At 69.3% G+C, this 15,774-nt stretch carries 22 protein-coding genes and 1 tRNA gene; 9 read left to right on the top strand and 14 right to left on the bottom strand.

Annotated features, from left to right (window positions below):
• The first annotated feature begins 44 nt into the window (after window positions 1–44).
• Window positions 45–941, top strand: a complete 897-nt coding sequence (locus P4R38_RS15250) for a sigma-70 family RNA polymerase sigma factor (RefSeq protein ID WP_277192917.1) — start codon at window positions 45–47, stop codon at window positions 939–941.
• 182 nt (window positions 942–1,123) lie between these two features.
• Here P4R38_RS15250 and P4R38_RS15245 read toward each other — a convergent pair whose 3' ends face one another.
• The gene (locus P4R38_RS15245) at window positions 1,124–1,507 is read right to left on the bottom strand and encodes a TFIIB-type zinc ribbon-containing protein (protein WP_277192916.1); all 384 of its coding nucleotides are present in this window, start codon (window positions 1,505–1,507) and stop codon (window positions 1,124–1,126) included.
• Window positions 1,508–1,520: 13 nt separating this feature from the next.
• A complete protein-coding gene (locus P4R38_RS15240; protein WP_277192915.1) occupies window positions 1,521–2,444 on the bottom strand; it encodes an SMP-30/gluconolactonase/LRE family protein in 924 nt (307 codons plus the stop codon).
• A 256-nt stretch (window positions 2,445–2,700) separates the two neighbouring features.
• Here P4R38_RS15240 and P4R38_RS15235 point away from each other — a divergent pair.
• From P4R38_RS15235 to P4R38_RS15215, 5 genes are all read left to right on the top strand, one after another.
• Window positions 2,701–2,773: transfer RNA gene (locus tag P4R38_RS15235), tRNA-Lys, on the top strand.
• 93 nt (window positions 2,774–2,866) lie between these two features.
• A complete protein-coding gene (locus P4R38_RS15230) occupies window positions 2,867–3,154 on the top strand; it encodes a transposase (RefSeq protein WP_277192914.1) in 288 nt (95 codons plus the stop codon).
• 47 nt (window positions 3,155–3,201) lie between these two features.
• A complete protein-coding gene (locus P4R38_RS15225) occupies window positions 3,202–3,414 on the top strand; it encodes a hypothetical protein (protein ID WP_277192913.1) in 213 nt (70 codons plus the stop codon).
• A gap of 199 nt (window positions 3,415–3,613) precedes the next feature.
• Window positions 3,614–4,018, top strand: coding sequence for an integrase core domain-containing protein (locus P4R38_RS15220; RefSeq protein ID WP_277192912.1), 405 nt, complete (start codon window positions 3,614–3,616; stop codon window positions 4,016–4,018).
• 570 nt (window positions 4,019–4,588) lie between these two features.
• On the top strand, window positions 4,589–5,323 hold the full coding sequence (locus tag P4R38_RS15215; RefSeq protein WP_277192911.1) for a hypothetical protein: 735 nt from the start codon (window positions 4,589–4,591) through the stop codon (window positions 5,321–5,323).
• A gap of 535 nt (window positions 5,324–5,858) precedes the next feature.
• Here P4R38_RS15215 and P4R38_RS15210 read toward each other — a convergent pair.
• From P4R38_RS15210 to P4R38_RS15180, 7 genes are all read right to left on the bottom strand, one after another.
• Window positions 5,859–6,245, bottom strand: coding sequence for a hypothetical protein (locus P4R38_RS15210; RefSeq protein WP_277192910.1), 387 nt, complete (start codon window positions 6,243–6,245; stop codon window positions 5,859–5,861).
• A gap of 362 nt (window positions 6,246–6,607) precedes the next feature.
• A complete protein-coding gene (locus tag P4R38_RS20065) occupies window positions 6,608–6,679 on the bottom strand; it encodes a hypothetical protein (protein WP_346770763.1) in 72 nt (23 codons plus the stop codon).
• A gap of 297 nt (window positions 6,680–6,976) precedes the next feature.
• Window positions 6,977–7,618: a dihydrofolate reductase family protein gene (locus tag P4R38_RS15200; protein ID WP_277192909.1), complete on the bottom strand. Its 642-nt coding sequence runs from the start codon at window positions 7,616–7,618 to the stop codon at window positions 6,977–6,979.
• A gap of 41 nt (window positions 7,619–7,659) precedes the next feature.
• Window positions 7,660–7,992 (bottom strand): VOC family protein, encoded by a 333-nt coding sequence (locus P4R38_RS15195; RefSeq protein WP_277192908.1) that lies wholly within the window; start codon window positions 7,990–7,992, stop codon window positions 7,660–7,662.
• Window positions 7,993–8,162: 170 nt separating this feature from the next.
• Window positions 8,163–8,825, bottom strand: coding sequence for an alpha-ketoglutarate-dependent dioxygenase AlkB family protein (locus P4R38_RS15190; RefSeq protein WP_277192907.1), 663 nt, complete (start codon window positions 8,823–8,825; stop codon window positions 8,163–8,165).
• Window positions 8,822–9,070 (bottom strand): Ada metal-binding domain-containing protein, encoded by a 249-nt coding sequence (locus P4R38_RS15185; RefSeq protein WP_277192906.1) that lies wholly within the window; start codon window positions 9,068–9,070, stop codon window positions 8,822–8,824. The genes P4R38_RS15190 and P4R38_RS15185 overlap by 4 nt, the downstream gene beginning before the upstream one ends.
• Window positions 9,067–9,789: a 2OG-Fe(II) oxygenase gene (locus tag P4R38_RS15180; RefSeq protein ID WP_277192905.1), complete on the bottom strand. Its 723-nt coding sequence runs from the start codon at window positions 9,787–9,789 to the stop codon at window positions 9,067–9,069. The genes P4R38_RS15185 and P4R38_RS15180 overlap by 4 nt, the downstream gene beginning before the upstream one ends.
• 59 nt (window positions 9,790–9,848) lie before the next feature.
• Between P4R38_RS15180 and P4R38_RS15175 the strand changes: the two genes are divergently transcribed.
• On the top strand, window positions 9,849–10,253 hold the full coding sequence (locus P4R38_RS15175; protein ID WP_277192904.1) for an SgcJ/EcaC family oxidoreductase: 405 nt from the start codon (window positions 9,849–9,851) through the stop codon (window positions 10,251–10,253).
• Window positions 10,254–10,294: 41 nt separating this feature from the next.
• Here the strand turns inward: P4R38_RS15175 and P4R38_RS15170 are convergent, their stop codons facing one another.
• Both P4R38_RS15170 and P4R38_RS15165 read right to left on the bottom strand, forming a co-directional pair.
• Window positions 10,295–10,885: a methylated-DNA--[protein]-cysteine S-methyltransferase gene (locus P4R38_RS15170; protein ID WP_277192903.1), complete on the bottom strand. Its 591-nt coding sequence runs from the start codon at window positions 10,883–10,885 to the stop codon at window positions 10,295–10,297.
• Window positions 10,882–11,385 carry an RNA polymerase sigma factor gene (locus P4R38_RS15165; RefSeq protein WP_277192902.1) on the bottom strand — a complete coding sequence of 168 codons (504 nt, stop codon included), beginning with the start codon at window positions 11,383–11,385 and terminating at the stop codon, window positions 10,882–10,884. Before P4R38_RS15165 ends, P4R38_RS15170 begins: the two co-directional genes overlap by 4 nt.
• A 108-nt stretch (window positions 11,386–11,493) precedes the next feature.
• Here P4R38_RS15165 and P4R38_RS15160 point away from each other — a divergent pair, with 108 nt between their 5' ends.
• On the top strand, window positions 11,494–12,021 hold the full coding sequence (locus tag P4R38_RS15160) for a DUF4304 domain-containing protein (RefSeq protein ID WP_277192901.1): 528 nt from the start codon (window positions 11,494–11,496) through the stop codon (window positions 12,019–12,021).
• Window positions 12,022–12,053: 32 nt separating this feature from the next.
• Here P4R38_RS15160 and P4R38_RS15155 read toward each other — a convergent pair whose 3' ends face one another.
• Window positions 12,054–12,560 (bottom strand): nuclear transport factor 2 family protein, encoded by a 507-nt coding sequence (locus P4R38_RS15155; RefSeq protein ID WP_277192900.1) that lies wholly within the window; start codon window positions 12,558–12,560, stop codon window positions 12,054–12,056.
• Window positions 12,561–12,693: 133 nt separating this feature from the next.
• On the opposite strand from P4R38_RS15155, the gene P4R38_RS15150 reads away from it, so the two are divergent.
• On the top strand, window positions 12,694–13,551 hold the full coding sequence (locus tag P4R38_RS15150; RefSeq protein WP_277192899.1) for a helix-turn-helix transcriptional regulator: 858 nt from the start codon (window positions 12,694–12,696) through the stop codon (window positions 13,549–13,551).
• Between the two features lie 34 nt (window positions 13,552–13,585).
• Here the strand turns inward: P4R38_RS15150 and P4R38_RS15145 are convergent, their stop codons facing one another.
• A complete protein-coding gene (locus P4R38_RS15145) occupies window positions 13,586–14,773 on the bottom strand; it encodes a glycosyltransferase (RefSeq protein WP_277192898.1) in 1,188 nt (395 codons plus the stop codon).
• Between the two features lie 39 nt (window positions 14,774–14,812).
• Entirely contained in the window at window positions 14,813–15,736 is a 924-nt protein-coding gene (locus P4R38_RS15140) for an MBL fold metallo-hydrolase (RefSeq protein WP_277192897.1), read from the bottom strand.
• Window positions 15,737–15,774 lie beyond the last annotated feature (38 nt).

Below are 15,774 nucleotides of genomic sequence, written 5' to 3'. Positions count from 1 at the left end.
CTCTACGTCACTGAGGTGAGATCGATCTGGGGAAGAGTGAGGACATGGACGAGGACTGGCTGGCCGGGCGCTTCGAGGAGCAGCGACCGCGACTGCGCGCGGTGGCGTACCGGATGCTTGGGACGAGCGCCGAGGCCGACGACGCCGTGCAGGAGGCGTGGCTGCGGCTGCACCGGTCGGACGCGGACTTGATCGACAACCTCGGTGGCTGGCTGACCACCGTCGTGTCGCGGGTGTGCCTGGACATGCTGCGCTCGCGGACGTCGCGCCGCGAGGACTCGCTTGACGAGTCGCCGTACGACGCTCTTGACGAGGACGCGGTTGAACCGGAACCCGAGGCGCTGCAGGCTGATTCGCTGGGGACTGCGCTGCTGGTCGTTCTCGACACGCTCGGTCCGGCGGAGCGGCTGGCGTTCGTGCTGCACGACCTGTTCGGGATGCCGTTCGATGAGATCGCCCCGATCGTGGACAAGTCACCCGCCGCTGCCCGCCAGCTCGCGTCACGCGCTCGTCGGCGGGTGCAGGGGGCGTCCGCGGAGACCGATCGGGCCCGGCAGCGGGAGGTCGTCGAGGCGTTCCTGGAGGCGTCGCGCAACGGTGAGTTCGAGCGATTGCTCACCCTGCTGGACCCGGACGTCGTCCTGCGCGCCGACCGGACCGCGGTGGAGTCGTCGCGGGCGGCGCTGGCGGCCGGCCACAGCGGGGCACCCGCCCTCGCGAGCCTGGTTCGGGGCGGGCGAGCCGTGGCCGAGGTGTTCTCCGGACGGGCTCAGGCGGCGCAGGTGGCCCTCGTCGACGGTGCGTACGGGGCGGCCTGGGCACCTGGCGGCCGACCGCTGTCGGTGTTCGTGATCAGGGTGCGCGACGGTCGCGTCGCGGGGGTCGAGGTCGTGGTCGACCCCGAGCACCTGGCCGCCATGGACGTCCAGCTCGCCTCCTGAGACGAAGCTGTCGCTGGTTGAGCCGGACCGAGGCGCCAGCCGAGGGCCGTGTCGAAACCTGGTGACGTCGCGGGAGAGTCTCCCTGCGTCGCGCCGGGTTTCGACTCGGGCTCGCGCTGGGCGCTCGCCCGGCTCAACCAGCGGTGGGCGGCTCAACCAGCGGTGGGCGGCTCAACCAGCGGTCAGCCGAAGAGGCCGTCGAGGAACGAGCCGCGCCTGCCCTGGTGGCCGTAGCGCTGCTTGGAGCTGGCGTACCGCTGACCACCCGGGTAGCCCTGCGCGTACCGCTGCTTGGAGCTGGCGTACTGCTGGCCCGAGGGGTACGGCTGCGCGTACCCCTGCTGCGGCTGGCCGTACGCCGGCGCCTGCTGGTGGGCGACGCCGGGCGCCTGCTGCGGCTCGGGCTGTGCCTGCTGGTGCCAGGCGTTCTCAGCGGCCGACAGGGCCTCGAGCTCGCCCTTGTCGAGGAAGATCCCACCGCATCCGGTGCACTGGTCGACGAGGACGCGGTTGCGCTCGTACGAACGCATCTCGCTCTGGCACTTGGGGCAGGTCAGCTGACTCATGGTCAAGGAACGCTCAGGAAGCGGACACGGTTCCGAGGTCGATCACGGCGATGGCAGGCTCCTCCAGACTGCCGAGCCACAGGCGGCCGTGGTTCTCGCGCACGCCGGTGATCATGTGGAAGTCGGTCGCGTCCGCCTGGAGGTCGTGCACCCGGCGGCCGTCGACGTCGTACGCCTGGACGTGGGCCGTGCGTTTCGGATTGGGTTTGAGCGCGTCCGGCAGGCGACGGACGAGACTGCGGATGTGCGGTGCCCCGTGCTGCTGCAGGTGGGTGAGCACGGGGTCGGTCGGCGCGGCGAGTGCGACCCAGATCAGGCCGTCCGTGCCGGTGGAGATGTTGTCGGGGTAGCCGGGCAGGCCCTCGACCAGCAGCGTCGCGGCACCGGTCGTCAGGTCGACCCGATGCAGGCGCCGCAGTCCCAGCTCGGCGACGACGACCGCACCCGGCACCAGCGCAACGCCGTTGGCGAAGGCGAGACCGTCCAGGACGGTGGCGACCGTGCCGCCAGGGTCGCGACGCAGCAGCCTGCCGGAGCAGGTGTGCTCGATGAGGTCGGACATCCACTCGTCGATGCCCCAGTCGCGACTGGAGTCGGTGAACCAGACGGTCCCGTCCGGCGCGACCGCCGCGTTGTTGGTGAACTTCATCGGCTGCCCGTCGATCTCTTGGACCAGCATCTCGATGTCTTGGGTGCGGACGTCGATGGCGAGCAGGCCGCGGAGCGCGTCGCAGACCAGGAGCCGGCCGTCGGGCAGCCACTCCAGGCCGAGCGGTCGACCCTCGGTGGTCAGGACGCGTTCGATCTGGCGACCGTCCGGGCTCACCCGCACGATCCAGCCGTCCCGTACGCCGGTCCAGACCTGGCCGTCGTCGTCGAGAACGACGTCCTCAGCGCCGTGGCCGGGGACGGGCAGCACCTGCATCCGCACGCTCATGCCTCGCCACCGTACGGCGCCGCCCGCGTTCCCGCGCGAGAACCGCCCGGCAGAGAACCGCCCGCGCGACCGTGGCCGACGGGTCGGACCGCCGACCTCCGCCGGCCCCCACCGGCAAAAGGTGCTCGTCGGCACAGGCATTCCTGTGCGGCTCGCCAACTTCTGCCGGTGGGTCGGTCAGCGTGCGGCCGGGCGGTCCGGGGAGGCCGGCCGGGGCCGACTACCCTTGCTGAGCGCGCTCGCCCAGCGGGCGCCAGGGCCTCTAGCTCAATTGGCAGAGCTGCGGACTTTTAATCCGTAGGTTGTGGGTTCGAGCCCCACGGGGCCCACCGTGACCGTGAACCCCGTACTCGAACCTGACCTTCAACCGGTTTCCCGGACACCTGAGCTGAGGCGATGATCGTCTGGGAGAGGAGTCCGTTATGCCGGCGCCGAAGGACCCGGAGTTCCGTCGTCGAGCGGTCGAGCTTGCTCGGCTGCGGGAGAAGCCGATCGCGCAGATCGCGAAGGACCTGGGCATCGCCGAGTCGGGTCTGCGCCGCTGGATGGCGCAGGCCGACATCGACGAGGGTCACAAGCCCGGTCTGTCCATTGATGAGCGGGCTGAGCTGGTCCGCCTTCGCCGAGAGAACCGCACTCAGGCCATGGAGATCGAGATCCTGAAGCGGGCCAGCGCCTACTTCGCTCGGGAGAACGTGCTCTCAAAATAGGGTTCCGGCTCGTTCGTGAGCTTGCCGCTGATGGCTTCCCTGTGGCGGTGACGTGCCGGGTCCTGGGTGTTTCGACGTCGGGCTACTACGAGTGGGCCAAGCGGGCGCCGTCGGCGCGTGATGTCGCCGACGCCTACCTGCTGGACACCATCATCGAGGTCCACGCCGCGGCGCGGGCAACCTACGGCGTGCGCCGGGTCCACGCCGAGCTCACCTTGGGCCGGCGCTGCCTCGTCGCCGGCTTCGAGTGGCGCGGCTGATGCGCTGCCAAGGCCTGGCCGGGGTGCATCGTCGGCGGTGGCGTCACCACCAGCGCGCCGAGGCGACCTGGCCCGACCACGTGCAGCGCCGCTTCGTCGCCAACGCCCCGAACTGGCTGTGGGTCACCGACATCACCCACCACCGCACCGGCGAGGGCTGGGTCTACTGCGCCGCGGGCATCGACGGCTCAGCCGCCGCGTGGTTGGCTGGTCGATCGCCGACTACCTGCGCACCGAGCTGGTCATCGACGCCCTGGAGATGGCCAGCCTTCGCCGCTGGCCGGTCGGGACGATCCTGCACTTAGACCGCGGCACCCAGTACACCTTCTGGCTCTTCGGGACCCGGCTACGCCAGGCCGGGCTGATGGGCTCGATGGGCAAGGTCGCCTGCGCGTATGACAACTCGATGATGGAGTCGTTCGGGGGATCGATGCAGATCGAGCTCCTCGACCGGCGGATCTGGTCGACCCGAGCCGTGCTGGCCAACGCCATGTTCGAGTGGATCGAGGCGTTCTACAACCCCGTCCGACGCCACTCAGCGCTCGGCTACACGTCCCCGGTCGAGTTCGAATCCCTGCACAACAGCGCCGACCCGGCGGCATGATCACCACACCACCACCGTCCGGGAAACCGGTTACAGGTCAGCCACGCAGGCGCGAGCATCGAAGTTGCCATCTGTGCCAGCGTTCAAGTTGACGACGCGATCGGGCTCGACCTTCGGCTGAATCATCGCGTCGACTGGCCGAGAACGGAGCGATCGTGCTCGCTCAGTTGAGCGGGGTGCGCGTCCACAACGTCGACTGAGAGCTGAGGTAGTGGCCGCTGGGTCGCAGGCCGTTCCCTCCCCGCGTGGTGATCAACCCTGGGCAGACCTTCAGTCCGCTACAGACACAGCCACACGGCAGCGGATAAATTCATCGGCAAACAATTCGACTCGAACCGCCTCTCGGCGGGACCGAGGGTGAGTTGCAAAACAACCTTGCACGAGATTTCCGATTTCCTGACATGCGTAGCCACGGGGTGCATATCCTTCAGCTCTCACGGAGGGGGAGGCATCGCCCGGTCCGCACGGCCGGGTGATCTTCATGTCACTATTTACCGCCAGCGAAATCGTTGGCGGTCTATTTGGGGTCCCCGATGTGAGATTTCTTGCGCCCGTTTCAAGGCGGACAGAATGAACAGAAGTACGCGACTCGCGCTGTGCGCCGTCGCTCTTGCGGGAGTATCGCTCGGATCGTCGCAGCTGGTCGCCTGGGGCGATGATTCGGAGCCACCGCCCTACTCCGAAGCAGCGACCGAGTCGCCAGAAGTCACTGAGCCGGTCCAGTTGCTCGATGGAGTAACGCTGAACACGGCAATCTGGGACAACTTCCAAAACACCGTACAGTTGTGTATGAGCACAAAAGGATGGGTCTACGAGAAGCCGCCCGCACCTAATTGGTGGCAGCCCCAGTACGATGAATCTGGCGACCCAGTCGGCGAGGAGCCACCATTCCGGGAGCCAGCTCCCATCAACTTGGCACCTCGTCCGGAAGCTGGCGCCACGCCAACCGACTCGTACTTAACGGCGTTGCGCGGAACGGATTCGAGTCCTGAGAGTAACGGGACCCGCGAGTACATCGCCCATGACGGCATCAACTCACCCCTTTTCGGTTCGGTCCCGGCCGAAACAGGGGGCTGCGAAGCTGCGGGGCGCGAGGCCGTCACCATTCCAGCGATCGATGCGAAGAATCAGCTGACAGATCAGGTTGTAGAAGCAGTAACTGAAGGAGGAACTTCGCCGGAGGACATCACCAGCCTGGACGACATTGCTGAAGAGGTCAGTTCACTGCCTTCGTCGGATGCGGATGCGCTGATCGCTGACAATGAGACTCTGATCGACGAGGCGGGTGGCAGCAATGCGGACTGAACGTCGGCGCCGTCGCGCGTCAAGGAAGACGGCCGCACTTCTCGTCGGCCTTGTCGGCACGGCAACACTGACCGGGTGTGGAGAGGTGTTCACAGCTCTCACGCCTAATTCAGATTGCAGCATCACGACGCACAACTTTCACCCGTCGAGTGGAACGCGCGGAGACATGGGCGCTAAAGCGACAGCACAGTGCGACACCATGGTCAGTGAGATGCGGATCTGGGTGGACCTCCAAAAGAAGCAGAATGGTTCTTGGGTAAACGTCGTGACTGATAGCGACCCCGCAAAATATTACGACGTGCGAGGGTTCACTGGAAAAAAGGGTCAATCATTCATGCGCTGCGATAGCGGCACGTACCGAGGCGTCTCGCATGGTGGGTTCCTCTACCGCGGCAAGTGGTACTACACCCCGAAGCACTATGGCCCAGAGGCGTCGAAGGTGTGTGGCTACTAGGTTCGGAACCGGGGTCACATGAAAACTTGGTCGCGGCGGGATTTTGCCCTAGGTCGGAGGCTCCGCCGCGACCAAGCCGGATTACCGAAAATTGGGCACCGCAAAAATTCGGGATAGCAAGTTTGCGATTTGGACTCCGTCACGGTCGCCGCGCTGGTCAACTCGCACAAAGACTTCCGGTAAGCCCCACCCCTCAATCGCAAGACCCACGGCATGCGGGCTCTCATCTAGTTTGAGAGTGCAGTTGATATCACGCACTTCCGGCCATTGCGAACCATATGAGTCGACGATGGCGCTATCGGGATACCGCTCAGCGTAACGCTGCGGATTTGCCTGCCACATGATGGCGGTGACCGCGCCGTGCTCGTCGTGGATATCTTGGGCTGTGAAGCCTACGTCCGCACGTTGAAGCGTTTCGTCACATCGAGATTTCACCGCGCGGATCCATGCCTGGTCGAAGTACGTCATGGGGCTATTTAGGTCTACGCTCTCCGGTACGTCAATCGGGAATGCGAGCTTCCGAGTACCACCGTTGTCTGAGTCGCATCCCCCTGGCACGGACGCGCATCCCTTCGACGCCAGTACGGTTGCGCTCAACCGCGCTCCCGCGGAGTTGGAGGTACAGGCCCGATCAGGAACGGTCAGCAGCAGCCTTCTCGTACGCCTCCACCTCGTTCGGCCCCGACCGCGGTTCGCTGACGGTGTGGCCGTTCTCGCGCGCCAACTCGCGAAGCGTGGTCAGGTCGCGTCGGCCGGAGGTGGCTGAGCGACTGCCGGTCGCTCGGCGCCCGCCGGTGCGCCGTGCCTTCTAGGTCCACGCGCCGAACTCATCACGAAGCCGTGCAGCATTGGTGGCCGCACAAGTCGATCTCGTAGCTCACGCCGTCCAGTGCGAAGGCCAGTGTCTCCGTGGCCTCGCTTTCGTCGACGTCGTTAAACCTTACTCGAACCTACAGCCGAACGCACGTTCGGCTCTTTCGTGCTTGGCTCGAGTAAGGGGTAACAGGGTTCCAGCGCCGCATACTTCGGCCGTGTACCGAGAGCCACTTGCCGCGACATCGGGGGAGGCGGCCGTGATGAGCGCCGGTTCGGGGGCCAGTTTTCGCGACATCAGGTGAGTTGGCCCGAGTGCCCGCCGGTTCAGGGGCCACTTTCCACGACATCGCGTAGAACGGGGCGGATCCCACTGGCCGTCGACGTCAATCGCGCTTGCGGTTCCAGAGGTGGTGGATCTGGCCGCTGGCCGAGGTGACCTGCTCGATGTCGAACCGCTCCTGCAGCCCCTCAAGGCCGTCCCACAGCGAGACGCCCTGGCCGAGGACGACCGGCACCGTCACCAGGTGCATGAAGTCGACCAGGTCCGCCTGCAGGAACTGGCGGACCGAGCTCGGCCCGCCGCCGAGACGTATGTCCTGGCCGTCGGCGGCCTCCTTCGCCCGGGCCAGCACCTCCTCCGCCGGGCCGTCGACGAAGTGGAACGAGGTGCCGTTGTCGAAGTGGATCGGCGCGCGGGGATGGTGCGTCATGACGAAAAGCGGTGTGCGGAAGGGAGGTTCGTCGCCCCACCAGCCGCGCCAGTCGTCGTCACCCCAATCGCCGCTCTGCGGTCCGAACTTACGCCGGCCCATGATCTCGGCGCCGATCCCCTGAGCCCACAGAGACGTCAGCGCCCGGTCGACGGTGATCGGGGCGTCGGCGTGCTGGACGCCGTGGATCACGCGGCCGTCGAACCGGGCGAAGAGCTGCCCGGCGGCACCGATGGGCTCCTCCAGAGTGACGTGCTCGCCGGCGGCGAATCCGTCGAGGGAGATGTTCAGGTTGTGCACTCGGGTGCGGGACACCGGCGGGCTCTCCTGTCGTTGGCGCTGTTGGGGGTGCGGCGTCAGGCTCCGGTGATCACGACGCGGTTGCCGTCCGGATCGGTGAGCTGCAGGACCCGGGCGCCGCCGCCGGGCTGCGCGCCGTCGTGGTCGACGCCGGCAGCGGCCAGGCGCGTGGCCACGGCGTCGAGGTCGGTCTCGACGAGCACGATCGAGGAACGTCCGGCGCGATCGGCCTCCGACCACACCTGCACCCCGAACCCGTCCCCGAGATGCCACTCCAGCAGCCCGTCCATCGGACGGGAGTCGGGCTCGCGATCGAACAGCCGGGTGTACCACTCCTCCGCGCGGGCCAGGTCCGTGACGGTGCTCTGGCCGAGTACGCCGTTGATCATCGCTTCCTCCTGCGCTGGTCGTGGTGTGCACCTCCGACTCAAGCACGGCCGACTGACGGTCGGCAGCAGATGGGCCGAAGCCGCGACCTGTCGTTGGTGCAGAAGGAGCGCGCGCTCTGACGCCCGTTCCTTCTGCACGAACGACCAGTCGAGGCGGACGCGGCTGCAGCTCAGCCGTCGAGGCCGGTCATCCGAAGGGTGATGTTGATGCGGCCCTCGGTCAGGCCGCAGCCGTCGGGCGCGGTGCCGGCGTGGATCTTCGTCACGCCGTGGTACGCCAGCCGCGCCGGGCCGCCGAAGACGAACAGGTCGCCCGACGTAAGCGCGACGTCCTCGTACGGTTTGTTGCGGTTGGTCGTGTTGCCGAACCGGAACGTGCACGTGTCACCGATCGACAGCGACACGACCGGCGCGAGGGAGCGCTCGTCCTTGTCCTGGTGCATGCCCATCCGCGCGGCGCTGTCGTAGTAGTTCACCAGCGCGGTGTCCGGGGTGTAGCCGTCGTCGCCGAGACCGGTCGCCTCGACCGCGCGCCGGCCGAGACGGACCATCCAGTCCGGCACCTCGAGAACACGGTTGCCGTTCACGTCGACCGCCTCGCGCGAATACGCGTACGGACGCCAGTGCCAGCCGAGGCAGACCGTCTGCACGCTCATCTCGTGGCCGCGGACCACCGCGTGGCGCAACGGAACCGGGCCCTCCGCCCACTCGCGGAAGCGAGAGACGAGCCACGCCTGCTGCTCCTGGGTGAGCCACCCCGGCACCCAGACCGCGCCCGGCGTGAGCTCGCGCGTCGGGCGCGGCGCCAGGTCATCGCCGAACAGGGTGCTCACCGGTGCTCGGCCTTCCAAGCGGCGTACTCGGCCGGCAGGCACACCGCACAAGGCCGGTAGCCGGCCGCGACAGCGGTCGCCTCGTCGGCGAAGAACACCCGCTCACCGACGTACCCGCCCTTCGCGATCGCCCGCAGCGCGGACGGGCAGTCCAGGCGCAGCTTCGATCGTCGGTATCCGCCCAGACGGCCCGGCGTGGGGGAGGCGTACGGCCGGCCGTCGGCGCCGATGAGGGTGTAGCTCATGCCGCGTCGTGGAAGACGAGGGCGAGCGTGAACCGCTCGCCCGACCGGATGGCGGAGACGCCGTGCCGTACGGGTGCCGCCGACCAGCCGCGCGCCGAGCGCACCGGTCGGTCGCGCGTCGTGAACACGTAGCCATGGCCCTGCGGCAGCAGGTACGCCGACCCGCGCGACTGCGCTCGCGGCCGCTGCTCCAGCAGCAGGAACTCACCGCCGGTGTGGTCGACGCCCGGCTCGTTGAGGTTGATGACGACCTGCAGCGGGAAGACCAGGTCGCCGTAGAGGTCGCGGTGCAGGGCGTTCCAGTCCTTCTCGCCGTACTTCAGCAGGATCGCCGTCGACTTCGTCTGCCCGGCGGCGTGACACATCGCGAGCCACTCGTCGAGCGTGTCAGGCCAGGGCGTCTCCCGGCCGAGCCGGCTCCACCAGTCGCGCGCGACCGGCAGCAGCCGCGGGTAGAGCGCCTGCTTGAGCGCCTCGATCGGCTCCGGGTAGGGCGCCTGGAAGTAGCGGTACTGCCCCTCGCCGAACCGGTGCCGCCCCATGTCGACGGTGGTCCGGAAGGCGTCGTCCCGCTCGTACAGGTCGCGGATCTCCTTCGCCTCGGCTGCGGTGAGCAGCTGCGGCAGCAGAGCGCCGCCGTACTCGTCCAGCTCGCCGCGGACGGCGTCCCAGTCACCTGCGGCGACCCGGTCGGCGTACACGTCGGTCGTGGTGGTCATACCGACTGCTCCCTTCGTGGGCTTGAGGTGAAGTGGGCTTCAGGTGTGAGGCTCGCGTCATGGACTCCACTCGTGCCGACCTCGACCGCATCCGGGCCGTCGTGGCGACCGTCGAACGCACCCAGCGGGCCGAGCTGGTCGACGAGTTCGTCGACCTCTTCACCGCCGACGCGATCTGGACCACCGCGACCGGTGTCCGCCTGATCGGCCGCGACGCCATCGCCGAGTTCACCGGGCGAGTGCTGCCCGGGGCGATGACCGACCTGCAGGGGACGACGTACGAGGTCACGCACGTGTCGTTCCTGCGACCGGACGTCGCCGCGGTGCAGGTCCGGCAGACCTACGCCGACGCCGACGGCGAACCGGTGGCCGACGCCGTGGGCGCGCCGCTCTACGTCATGGTCAAGGACGACGAGCGGTGGCTCCTCGCGGCGTGCCAGAACACGCCGGTTGTCGAGCCGTGACGCGCTCGCCGGCGCCTGACCGCGCCGGCGAGCGTGCGAGGTCACGCCGCCTCCAGGGTCAGCAGCGCGGACTTCGCGTCGGCGCCCCCGACGTACCCACCCAGTGAGCCGTCGGACCGCAGCACGCGGTGGCAGGGGACGACGACCGGCAGCGGGTTGGTCGCGCAGGCGGTGCCGACCGCACGGACGGCCTTGGGGTTGCCGACCAGCGCAGCCACCTGACCGTAGGAGAGCGTGCGGCCGTACTCGATCGACGGCAGCGCCGCCTGCACGGTCTGCCGGAAGCCGGACGAGAGACGGTGGTCCAGCGGCAGGTCGAACGTGTGCCGCGTACCGGCGAAGTACTCCTCCAGCTCGCGGGCGGCGGCGTCGAGTCGCTGCGGTGCCTCCAGGATGCGCGGGCTGATCCGGTCCGACAGCGTCTGAACGACGGCGTCGAAACCCTCCCGCTCGTACGCCACCCGCACCAGCCCCTCGGGCGTGGCGGCGAGCAGCAGCGGGCCGACCGGGCTGTCGACCGTGCGGTACGCGACGTCGAGGATGCCGGCGGTGTCGGCGTCCCGCTCGAGGCGGGCGTGCAGGCGGGCGAGGGTCGCCTCGTCGACGGGGAAGAGGTCGTTGTCGGTGCTCATCGGGATGCTCCTTCCTGGGCATCGGCCGCGGCGAACGCTCGCCGCAGGCTGCGTACGCCGTCGGCGGCGGCACGTCGTACCGCGTCGGGTCGGCCACCGATCAGCTCGGCGGTCTCGGTGTGGGGCAGGCCGCCGAGGTAGTGATAGGCGACGGCGAGCCGTTGTCGTTCGGGCAGCGCGGCGACCGCGCGCCAGAGGTCGAGGTCGTGACCGTCGGGCCTGCCGACGTTTGAGGGTCGGTCGGGTACGTCGTCGGTCGGCACCGCGTGGCGTGCCCGGGCGCGGGTGACGTCGATCGCCTTGCGACGGGCCACCCGGACCAGCCAGGCCTCGACGTTGGTGTCGGGGTCCAGGTCCGGCCAGGCGGCCAGCGCGGCGACGAACGTCTCCGACCAGGCGTCCTCGGCGTCCGCTCCGGGACCGAGGACTGCACGGCACACCCGCAGCACGGTGGCGCCGTGCTGCGTGATGGCCTGCTCGAAAGGGATCGTCGTGTTCATCACCTAGTAGTCGTGTCGGCGCCCCCGGATGTGAGGTCCGCGCGCCGATTCCCCAGCCACGGTGGCACATCCGCGGCCGCGAGACGGCACACGTGGGATCGTCACCCCGTGACAGCTCAACAGGCTCTGAAGGATGCGCTTCGCGAACGCCTAGGCCCCAGTGCCCGCGAGCGCGGCTACCAGGGTTCGGCGCCGACCTGGCGGAAGTCCAACGCCGCGGGCGACTGGGCCGTGGTGAACATCCAGTCCTCGTCCTCCAGCACGTCCGAACGGCTCCGATGCATCCTGAATCTGGCCGTTGCTCCGCAGCCCTGGCTTCGACTCCACGGCGAACGCCTGGGCAGGGTGATGCCCAAGAAGGTCTCCGAGTCCCTCGGCCTCTACCGCCGTAGGCTCCATCCCGCCGCGACGCCCGCGGGGATCGAGGGCTGGTGGGAGATCTCCGACGCCGGTTCGGCAGCCGCCGCTGTGCAGGACATGGTTGAGCAGCTCGAGCTGGACGGGTTCCCTACGCTGGAACGCATGTTGGCGCCGAAGGGAATGCTCCAACAGGTCCGCAGCGGAGACCTGGGCTACATCAAGCGGGTGCACCACGAGGCGTTCTTCGCGTACGCCGAGGCCGCGCTGTCGGACTGAGGGCTGCGCCGGCAGCCGTTGGATGGCTCCGGTCAGGTGGTAGCGGCGACATCCCCGCCGACGTCCCGGACCACAGCGGGAAAGACGTCTCCTGAGTACGCCGAGAGGTCCAGCCAGAGGTACTGGTAGGTCCGGCTGGCGAACACCCATCCCTCGCCCGCCCGGCGGAGGCGGTCGAACCACACGCCGTTGTTGCGGTAGTAGGAGTCGCTCCCTCCGCGTGCCGCCTCGTGACAGATGGTGCGAGCCGTCGCCTCGTCCCCGTCGATCCGGATCGGACCCTGCACCGCGAACTGGATGAAGTAGTCCCGCTCCTCACGCAGCGTCCGGTAGAGCGCGACGATCTCGTCGAGTCCGCTCGCTCGCCGTTCGAAGGGCTGGGACTTCGTACCTCCGATCACCCACTCGGCGTCCTGCGCCCACACCGCGCGGAAGGCGTCGTAGTCGGCGTGCACGGCCGCATCCGCGAATCTCGCCGTCACGTCTCGGATGGCCGCCTCGTCGAGCAGCCGCCGGATCGAGCTGTCCGTCACCGTCATGATGTCTCCTGACCTGACGCGATGTGCGTCGTGATGCCAGCGTCGGCCGGGTCGGCTCGCGGCACCAGAGACGGGACGACGGTAGGACCAGGAGTACTACGAAGCCGCGGTCCGTCGGAGCCACAATGAGAGCGTGAGCATCCCCGAGGCGGGACTCGGTCCGACCGTGCGCGCGTGGCGGGACCGGCTGTCGCCGGCTGCTGCAGGCCTGCCGTACCGGCGTACGCGTCGCGCCGCGGGTCTGCGCCGCGAAGACCTCGCGCAGCTCGCCGGGATCTCGGTGGACTACGTGGTGCGCCTGGAGCAGGGCCGAGCCGCCAACCCGTCGGGTCAGGTCGTCGCGTCGCTCGCGCGTGCGCTGCAGCTCACCGAGACCGAGCGCGACCACCTGTACCGCCTGGCCGGGCTGGACCCGCCTGCCGACGCGGAGATCTCCGACCACATCCCGCCGGGCACGCAGCGGGTCCTGAACCGGCTCCACGATGCCGCGGTCGCCGTGTTCGCCGCCGACTGGCAGCTCATCTGGTGGAACGCGGCATGGGCGGCCCTCCTGGGCGACCCGGGCGTGGTCCCGCCGGCCGAACGCAACTTCGCCCGGGACACCTTCCCCGTCGAGCAACGCGGCACAGCGCTCGCCCAGTGGCCGGTCGAGTCGGTCGATGCGCGCAGCGTGGCAGCGGCCGTCGTCTCGGATCTGCGGCGCGCGTCAGGCCGCTTCGGGAGCAGCCCGCGGCTCTCGTGCCTGGTCCACGACCTGCTCGCCAATCCGACCTTCGCGCAGCTGTGGGCCACCGGGTCGGTCGCGGCGCACCGGGAGGACCACAAGACCGTGCTTCATCCGGCCGTCGGCGCTGTGTCTGTGGACTGCGACGTCCTGACCGACGACGCCGAGCGCAAAGTCGTCATCCTGACCACCGCGCCGGGCTCGGAGGACGAGACCAAGCTGCAGCTGGCGCTCGTGTCCGGCGTGCGGGCACCGGCGTCCGGATGAGGAAGCGCCGCAGAACGCGCTCGATGATGCCCGACTACGCAGGGACGACGGCGGGTTCGGTGATCTCGCGGTGCAGGTCGACCATCGTCCGTTCAGTCCGCTTCCAGGTGAACTGCTCTGCCCGCGCCCGCGCGGACGTCCGCGTGGCGCCCACCGACCGGGACGCCAGCCGCTCCACGGCGTCGGCCAGCGAAGACGGATCCGGCGCCGCCCACGAGCCGCACGTGCCGTCGATCAGCTCGCGCGCGCCGCCGGTGTCAGCGGTGACGACTGGCGTCCCGCACGCCAACGCCTCCAGCACCGCGAGCCCGAACGTCTCGCACGGGCACACCGACAGGCTGATGTCGGCGGTCGCGAGCCGCTCGGCCACCTCGGCCCGGTCGGAGATGTGGCCGTGGAACACGACGGGCGCGTCGCCCGCGAGCGCCTCCAGCTCGTCGCGGTGCGGTCCGCCGCCGAGGACGTCCAGCCGTACGGGAACGCCGCGCCGGTGCAGCTCGACCGCGGTCGCGACGGCCAGGTGCGGGCTCTTCTCCCGCGACAGCCGGCCCGCGTGGACCAGCCGCAACGGACCGGCGTACGGCGCGCGCTCGCGGGGCGCGAAGGTCTTGAGGTCGACGCCGAGCGGCACCCGGACGAGCCCGGCGGTGCGCGGGCCTGGGACGCGCTCGAACTCCGCGGCGGCGTACTCCGAGGTCACCACGACGGTGTCGAACTGGCGCAGCAGGATGCGGTTGAGCAGCGAGATCGGCGCAGCGACCGAGCTCGGTCGGCCGGTCCGCAGCGCGAGCATCGCGCCCATCCGCTCGTGCGAGAACAGCACGGTCGGTACGCCTGCGCGACGCGCCCAGCGGGCGATCGGCAGCAGCGTCGACTTGTCCGAGATCTCCAGCGACGTCGGCGCGAACTCCTCCAGCACCTCGATGACGCGCCACGGCTGCACGATCAGCCGGTAATCGCCCCGGACGCGCGGCGCCCGGATCTGCACCACGGTGCCGGCGGCCGTCTCCTCGCGGGCGTCCTCGGCGCCGGGGATGATCAGCAGCCGCTCGATGCCCGCCCGGTGGTACGCCGCGCCCAGCCGGTCGACCACGATCTTCATCCCTCCGGACACCGGGCCGATGAAGTTCGCCAGCTGCGCCACGCGTACGGGGTCCGTGGCCGGGCCGAGGATCACGGCGACCAGCGTGATGGGTCCGGGTGAACGCAGGGTGCCCTGCATGTCGCGGACCGCTGAAGTCGCGACGGCGGCTCCGAACGGCTACCCGAGGCCGCGGGCGCGCCGGACGAGCGCAGCGGCCGTGGATCGCAGGCCCGGCCCGACGCACCGTCCGATCCACAGGTTCATGGGCGTGCCGCGCACGACGCCGCTCTTGTCGGCGGGGGCGGCGTGCGCGAGGTCGCGCAGCCGACGGAGCTGGTCGACGGTGAGCGGTAGCGGGGTCTCGTCCGCGTGGAACCGCACACCGACCGGGTGCTCGCGTCCCCGCGCGTCCAGCTCGATGTGGCAGCCGACGACGGTCTCCACGCCGGTCCGCTCGGCGAGCTCGACCATGCGGGTGAGGGTCTGTCGCAAGGCAGCCAGGTCCTGCACGAACAGGCGTCCGGGGTAGGCGGTGTCGCCGGAGAACATCAGCCCGCGCGACGGGTCGACGACGAAGATCGAACGCGCGTCGTGCCCGGGCGCGCCGGTGACCAGCAGCTCGCGGCCGCCGAGGTCGAAGGGCACCACCGCGTCCGGCCAGGGCTCGATGCCGAAGTACTCCTGGACGGCCTCACGCCCCTTGCCGACCACGGTCACGTCCGGGAGGTCGACGAACTGAGCGTCGCCGCCGGTGTGGTCGCCGTGCCCGTGGGTGTGCGCCACCACGAGCTCCAGGCCGTCGAGGCCGTGCGCCCGCACCCACTCGTCGACCAGTACCCGCACGGTCGCCCGCAGCGGCATCCGCAAGGGATCGGCGACCGCCCCGGTGTCGAGCAGCAGTGCGCGCTTCGTGCCGAGCAGGAGCGGGATGAAGGGCGCCTCGTACGTCACGCGCTTGGACTGGCGCAGGACGTACGTCGCCTCGTCCACGCGCCGGACCTGCAGCAGCGGTCCGGGGTCCTCGCCGCGTCGCGCTCCCGCGATCCACGGCCGCTCCAACGGCTCGCTGTCGAGCACCACACCTGCCGGCAGTGACGTCACGCGCGTGATTCTGGCAGGGCGGTACGGGCGGCGCGGCC

The organism is Luteipulveratus flavus, from assembly GCF_029439465.1.
Lineage (GTDB): Bacteria > Actinomycetota > Actinomycetes > Actinomycetales > Dermatophilaceae > Luteipulveratus > Luteipulveratus flavus.
This window is presented reverse-complemented; position numbering and strand designations above follow the sequence as displayed.

Excerpts from the sequence above, each read along its gene's own strand:
- P4R38_RS15250 (WP_277192917.1), top strand. The coding sequence starts at position 45 with ATGGACGAGGACTGGCTGGCCGGGCGCTTCGAGGAGCAGCGACCGCGA.
- P4R38_RS15245 (WP_277192916.1), bottom strand. The coding sequence starts at position 1,507 with ATGAGTCAGCTGACCTGCCCCAAGTGCCAGAGCGAGATGCGTTCGTAC.
- P4R38_RS15240 (WP_277192915.1), bottom strand. The coding sequence starts at position 2,444 with ATGAGCGTGCGGATGCAGGTGCTGCCCGTCCCCGGCCACGGCGCTGAG.
- P4R38_RS15230 (WP_277192914.1), top strand. The coding sequence starts at position 2,867 with ATGCCGGCGCCGAAGGACCCGGAGTTCCGTCGTCGAGCGGTCGAGCTT.
- P4R38_RS15215 (WP_277192911.1), top strand. The coding sequence starts at position 4,589 with ATGAACAGAAGTACGCGACTCGCGCTGTGCGCCGTCGCTCTTGCGGGA.
- P4R38_RS15210 (WP_277192910.1), bottom strand. The coding sequence starts at position 6,245 with ATGACGTACTTCGACCAGGCATGGATCCGCGCGGTGAAATCTCGATGT.
- P4R38_RS15195 (WP_277192908.1), bottom strand. The coding sequence starts at position 7,992 with ATGATCAACGGCGTACTCGGCCAGAGCACCGTCACGGACCTGGCCCGC.
- P4R38_RS15185 (WP_277192906.1), bottom strand. The coding sequence starts at position 9,070 with ATGAGCTACACCCTCATCGGCGCCGACGGCCGGCCGTACGCCTCCCCC.
- P4R38_RS15180 (WP_277192905.1), bottom strand. The coding sequence starts at position 9,789 with ATGACCACCACGACCGACGTGTACGCCGACCGGGTCGCCGCAGGTGAC.
- P4R38_RS15175 (WP_277192904.1), top strand. The coding sequence starts at position 9,849 with ATGGACTCCACTCGTGCCGACCTCGACCGCATCCGGGCCGTCGTGGCG.
- P4R38_RS15170 (WP_277192903.1), bottom strand. The coding sequence starts at position 10,885 with ATGAGCACCGACAACGACCTCTTCCCCGTCGACGAGGCGACCCTCGCC.
- P4R38_RS15165 (WP_277192902.1), bottom strand. The coding sequence starts at position 11,385 with ATGAACACGACGATCCCTTTCGAGCAGGCCATCACGCAGCACGGCGCC.
- P4R38_RS15155 (WP_277192900.1), bottom strand. The coding sequence starts at position 12,560 with ATGACGGTGACGGACAGCTCGATCCGGCGGCTGCTCGACGAGGCGGCC.
- P4R38_RS15145 (WP_277192898.1), bottom strand. The coding sequence starts at position 14,773 with ATGCAGGGCACCCTGCGTTCACCCGGACCCATCACGCTGGTCGCCGTG.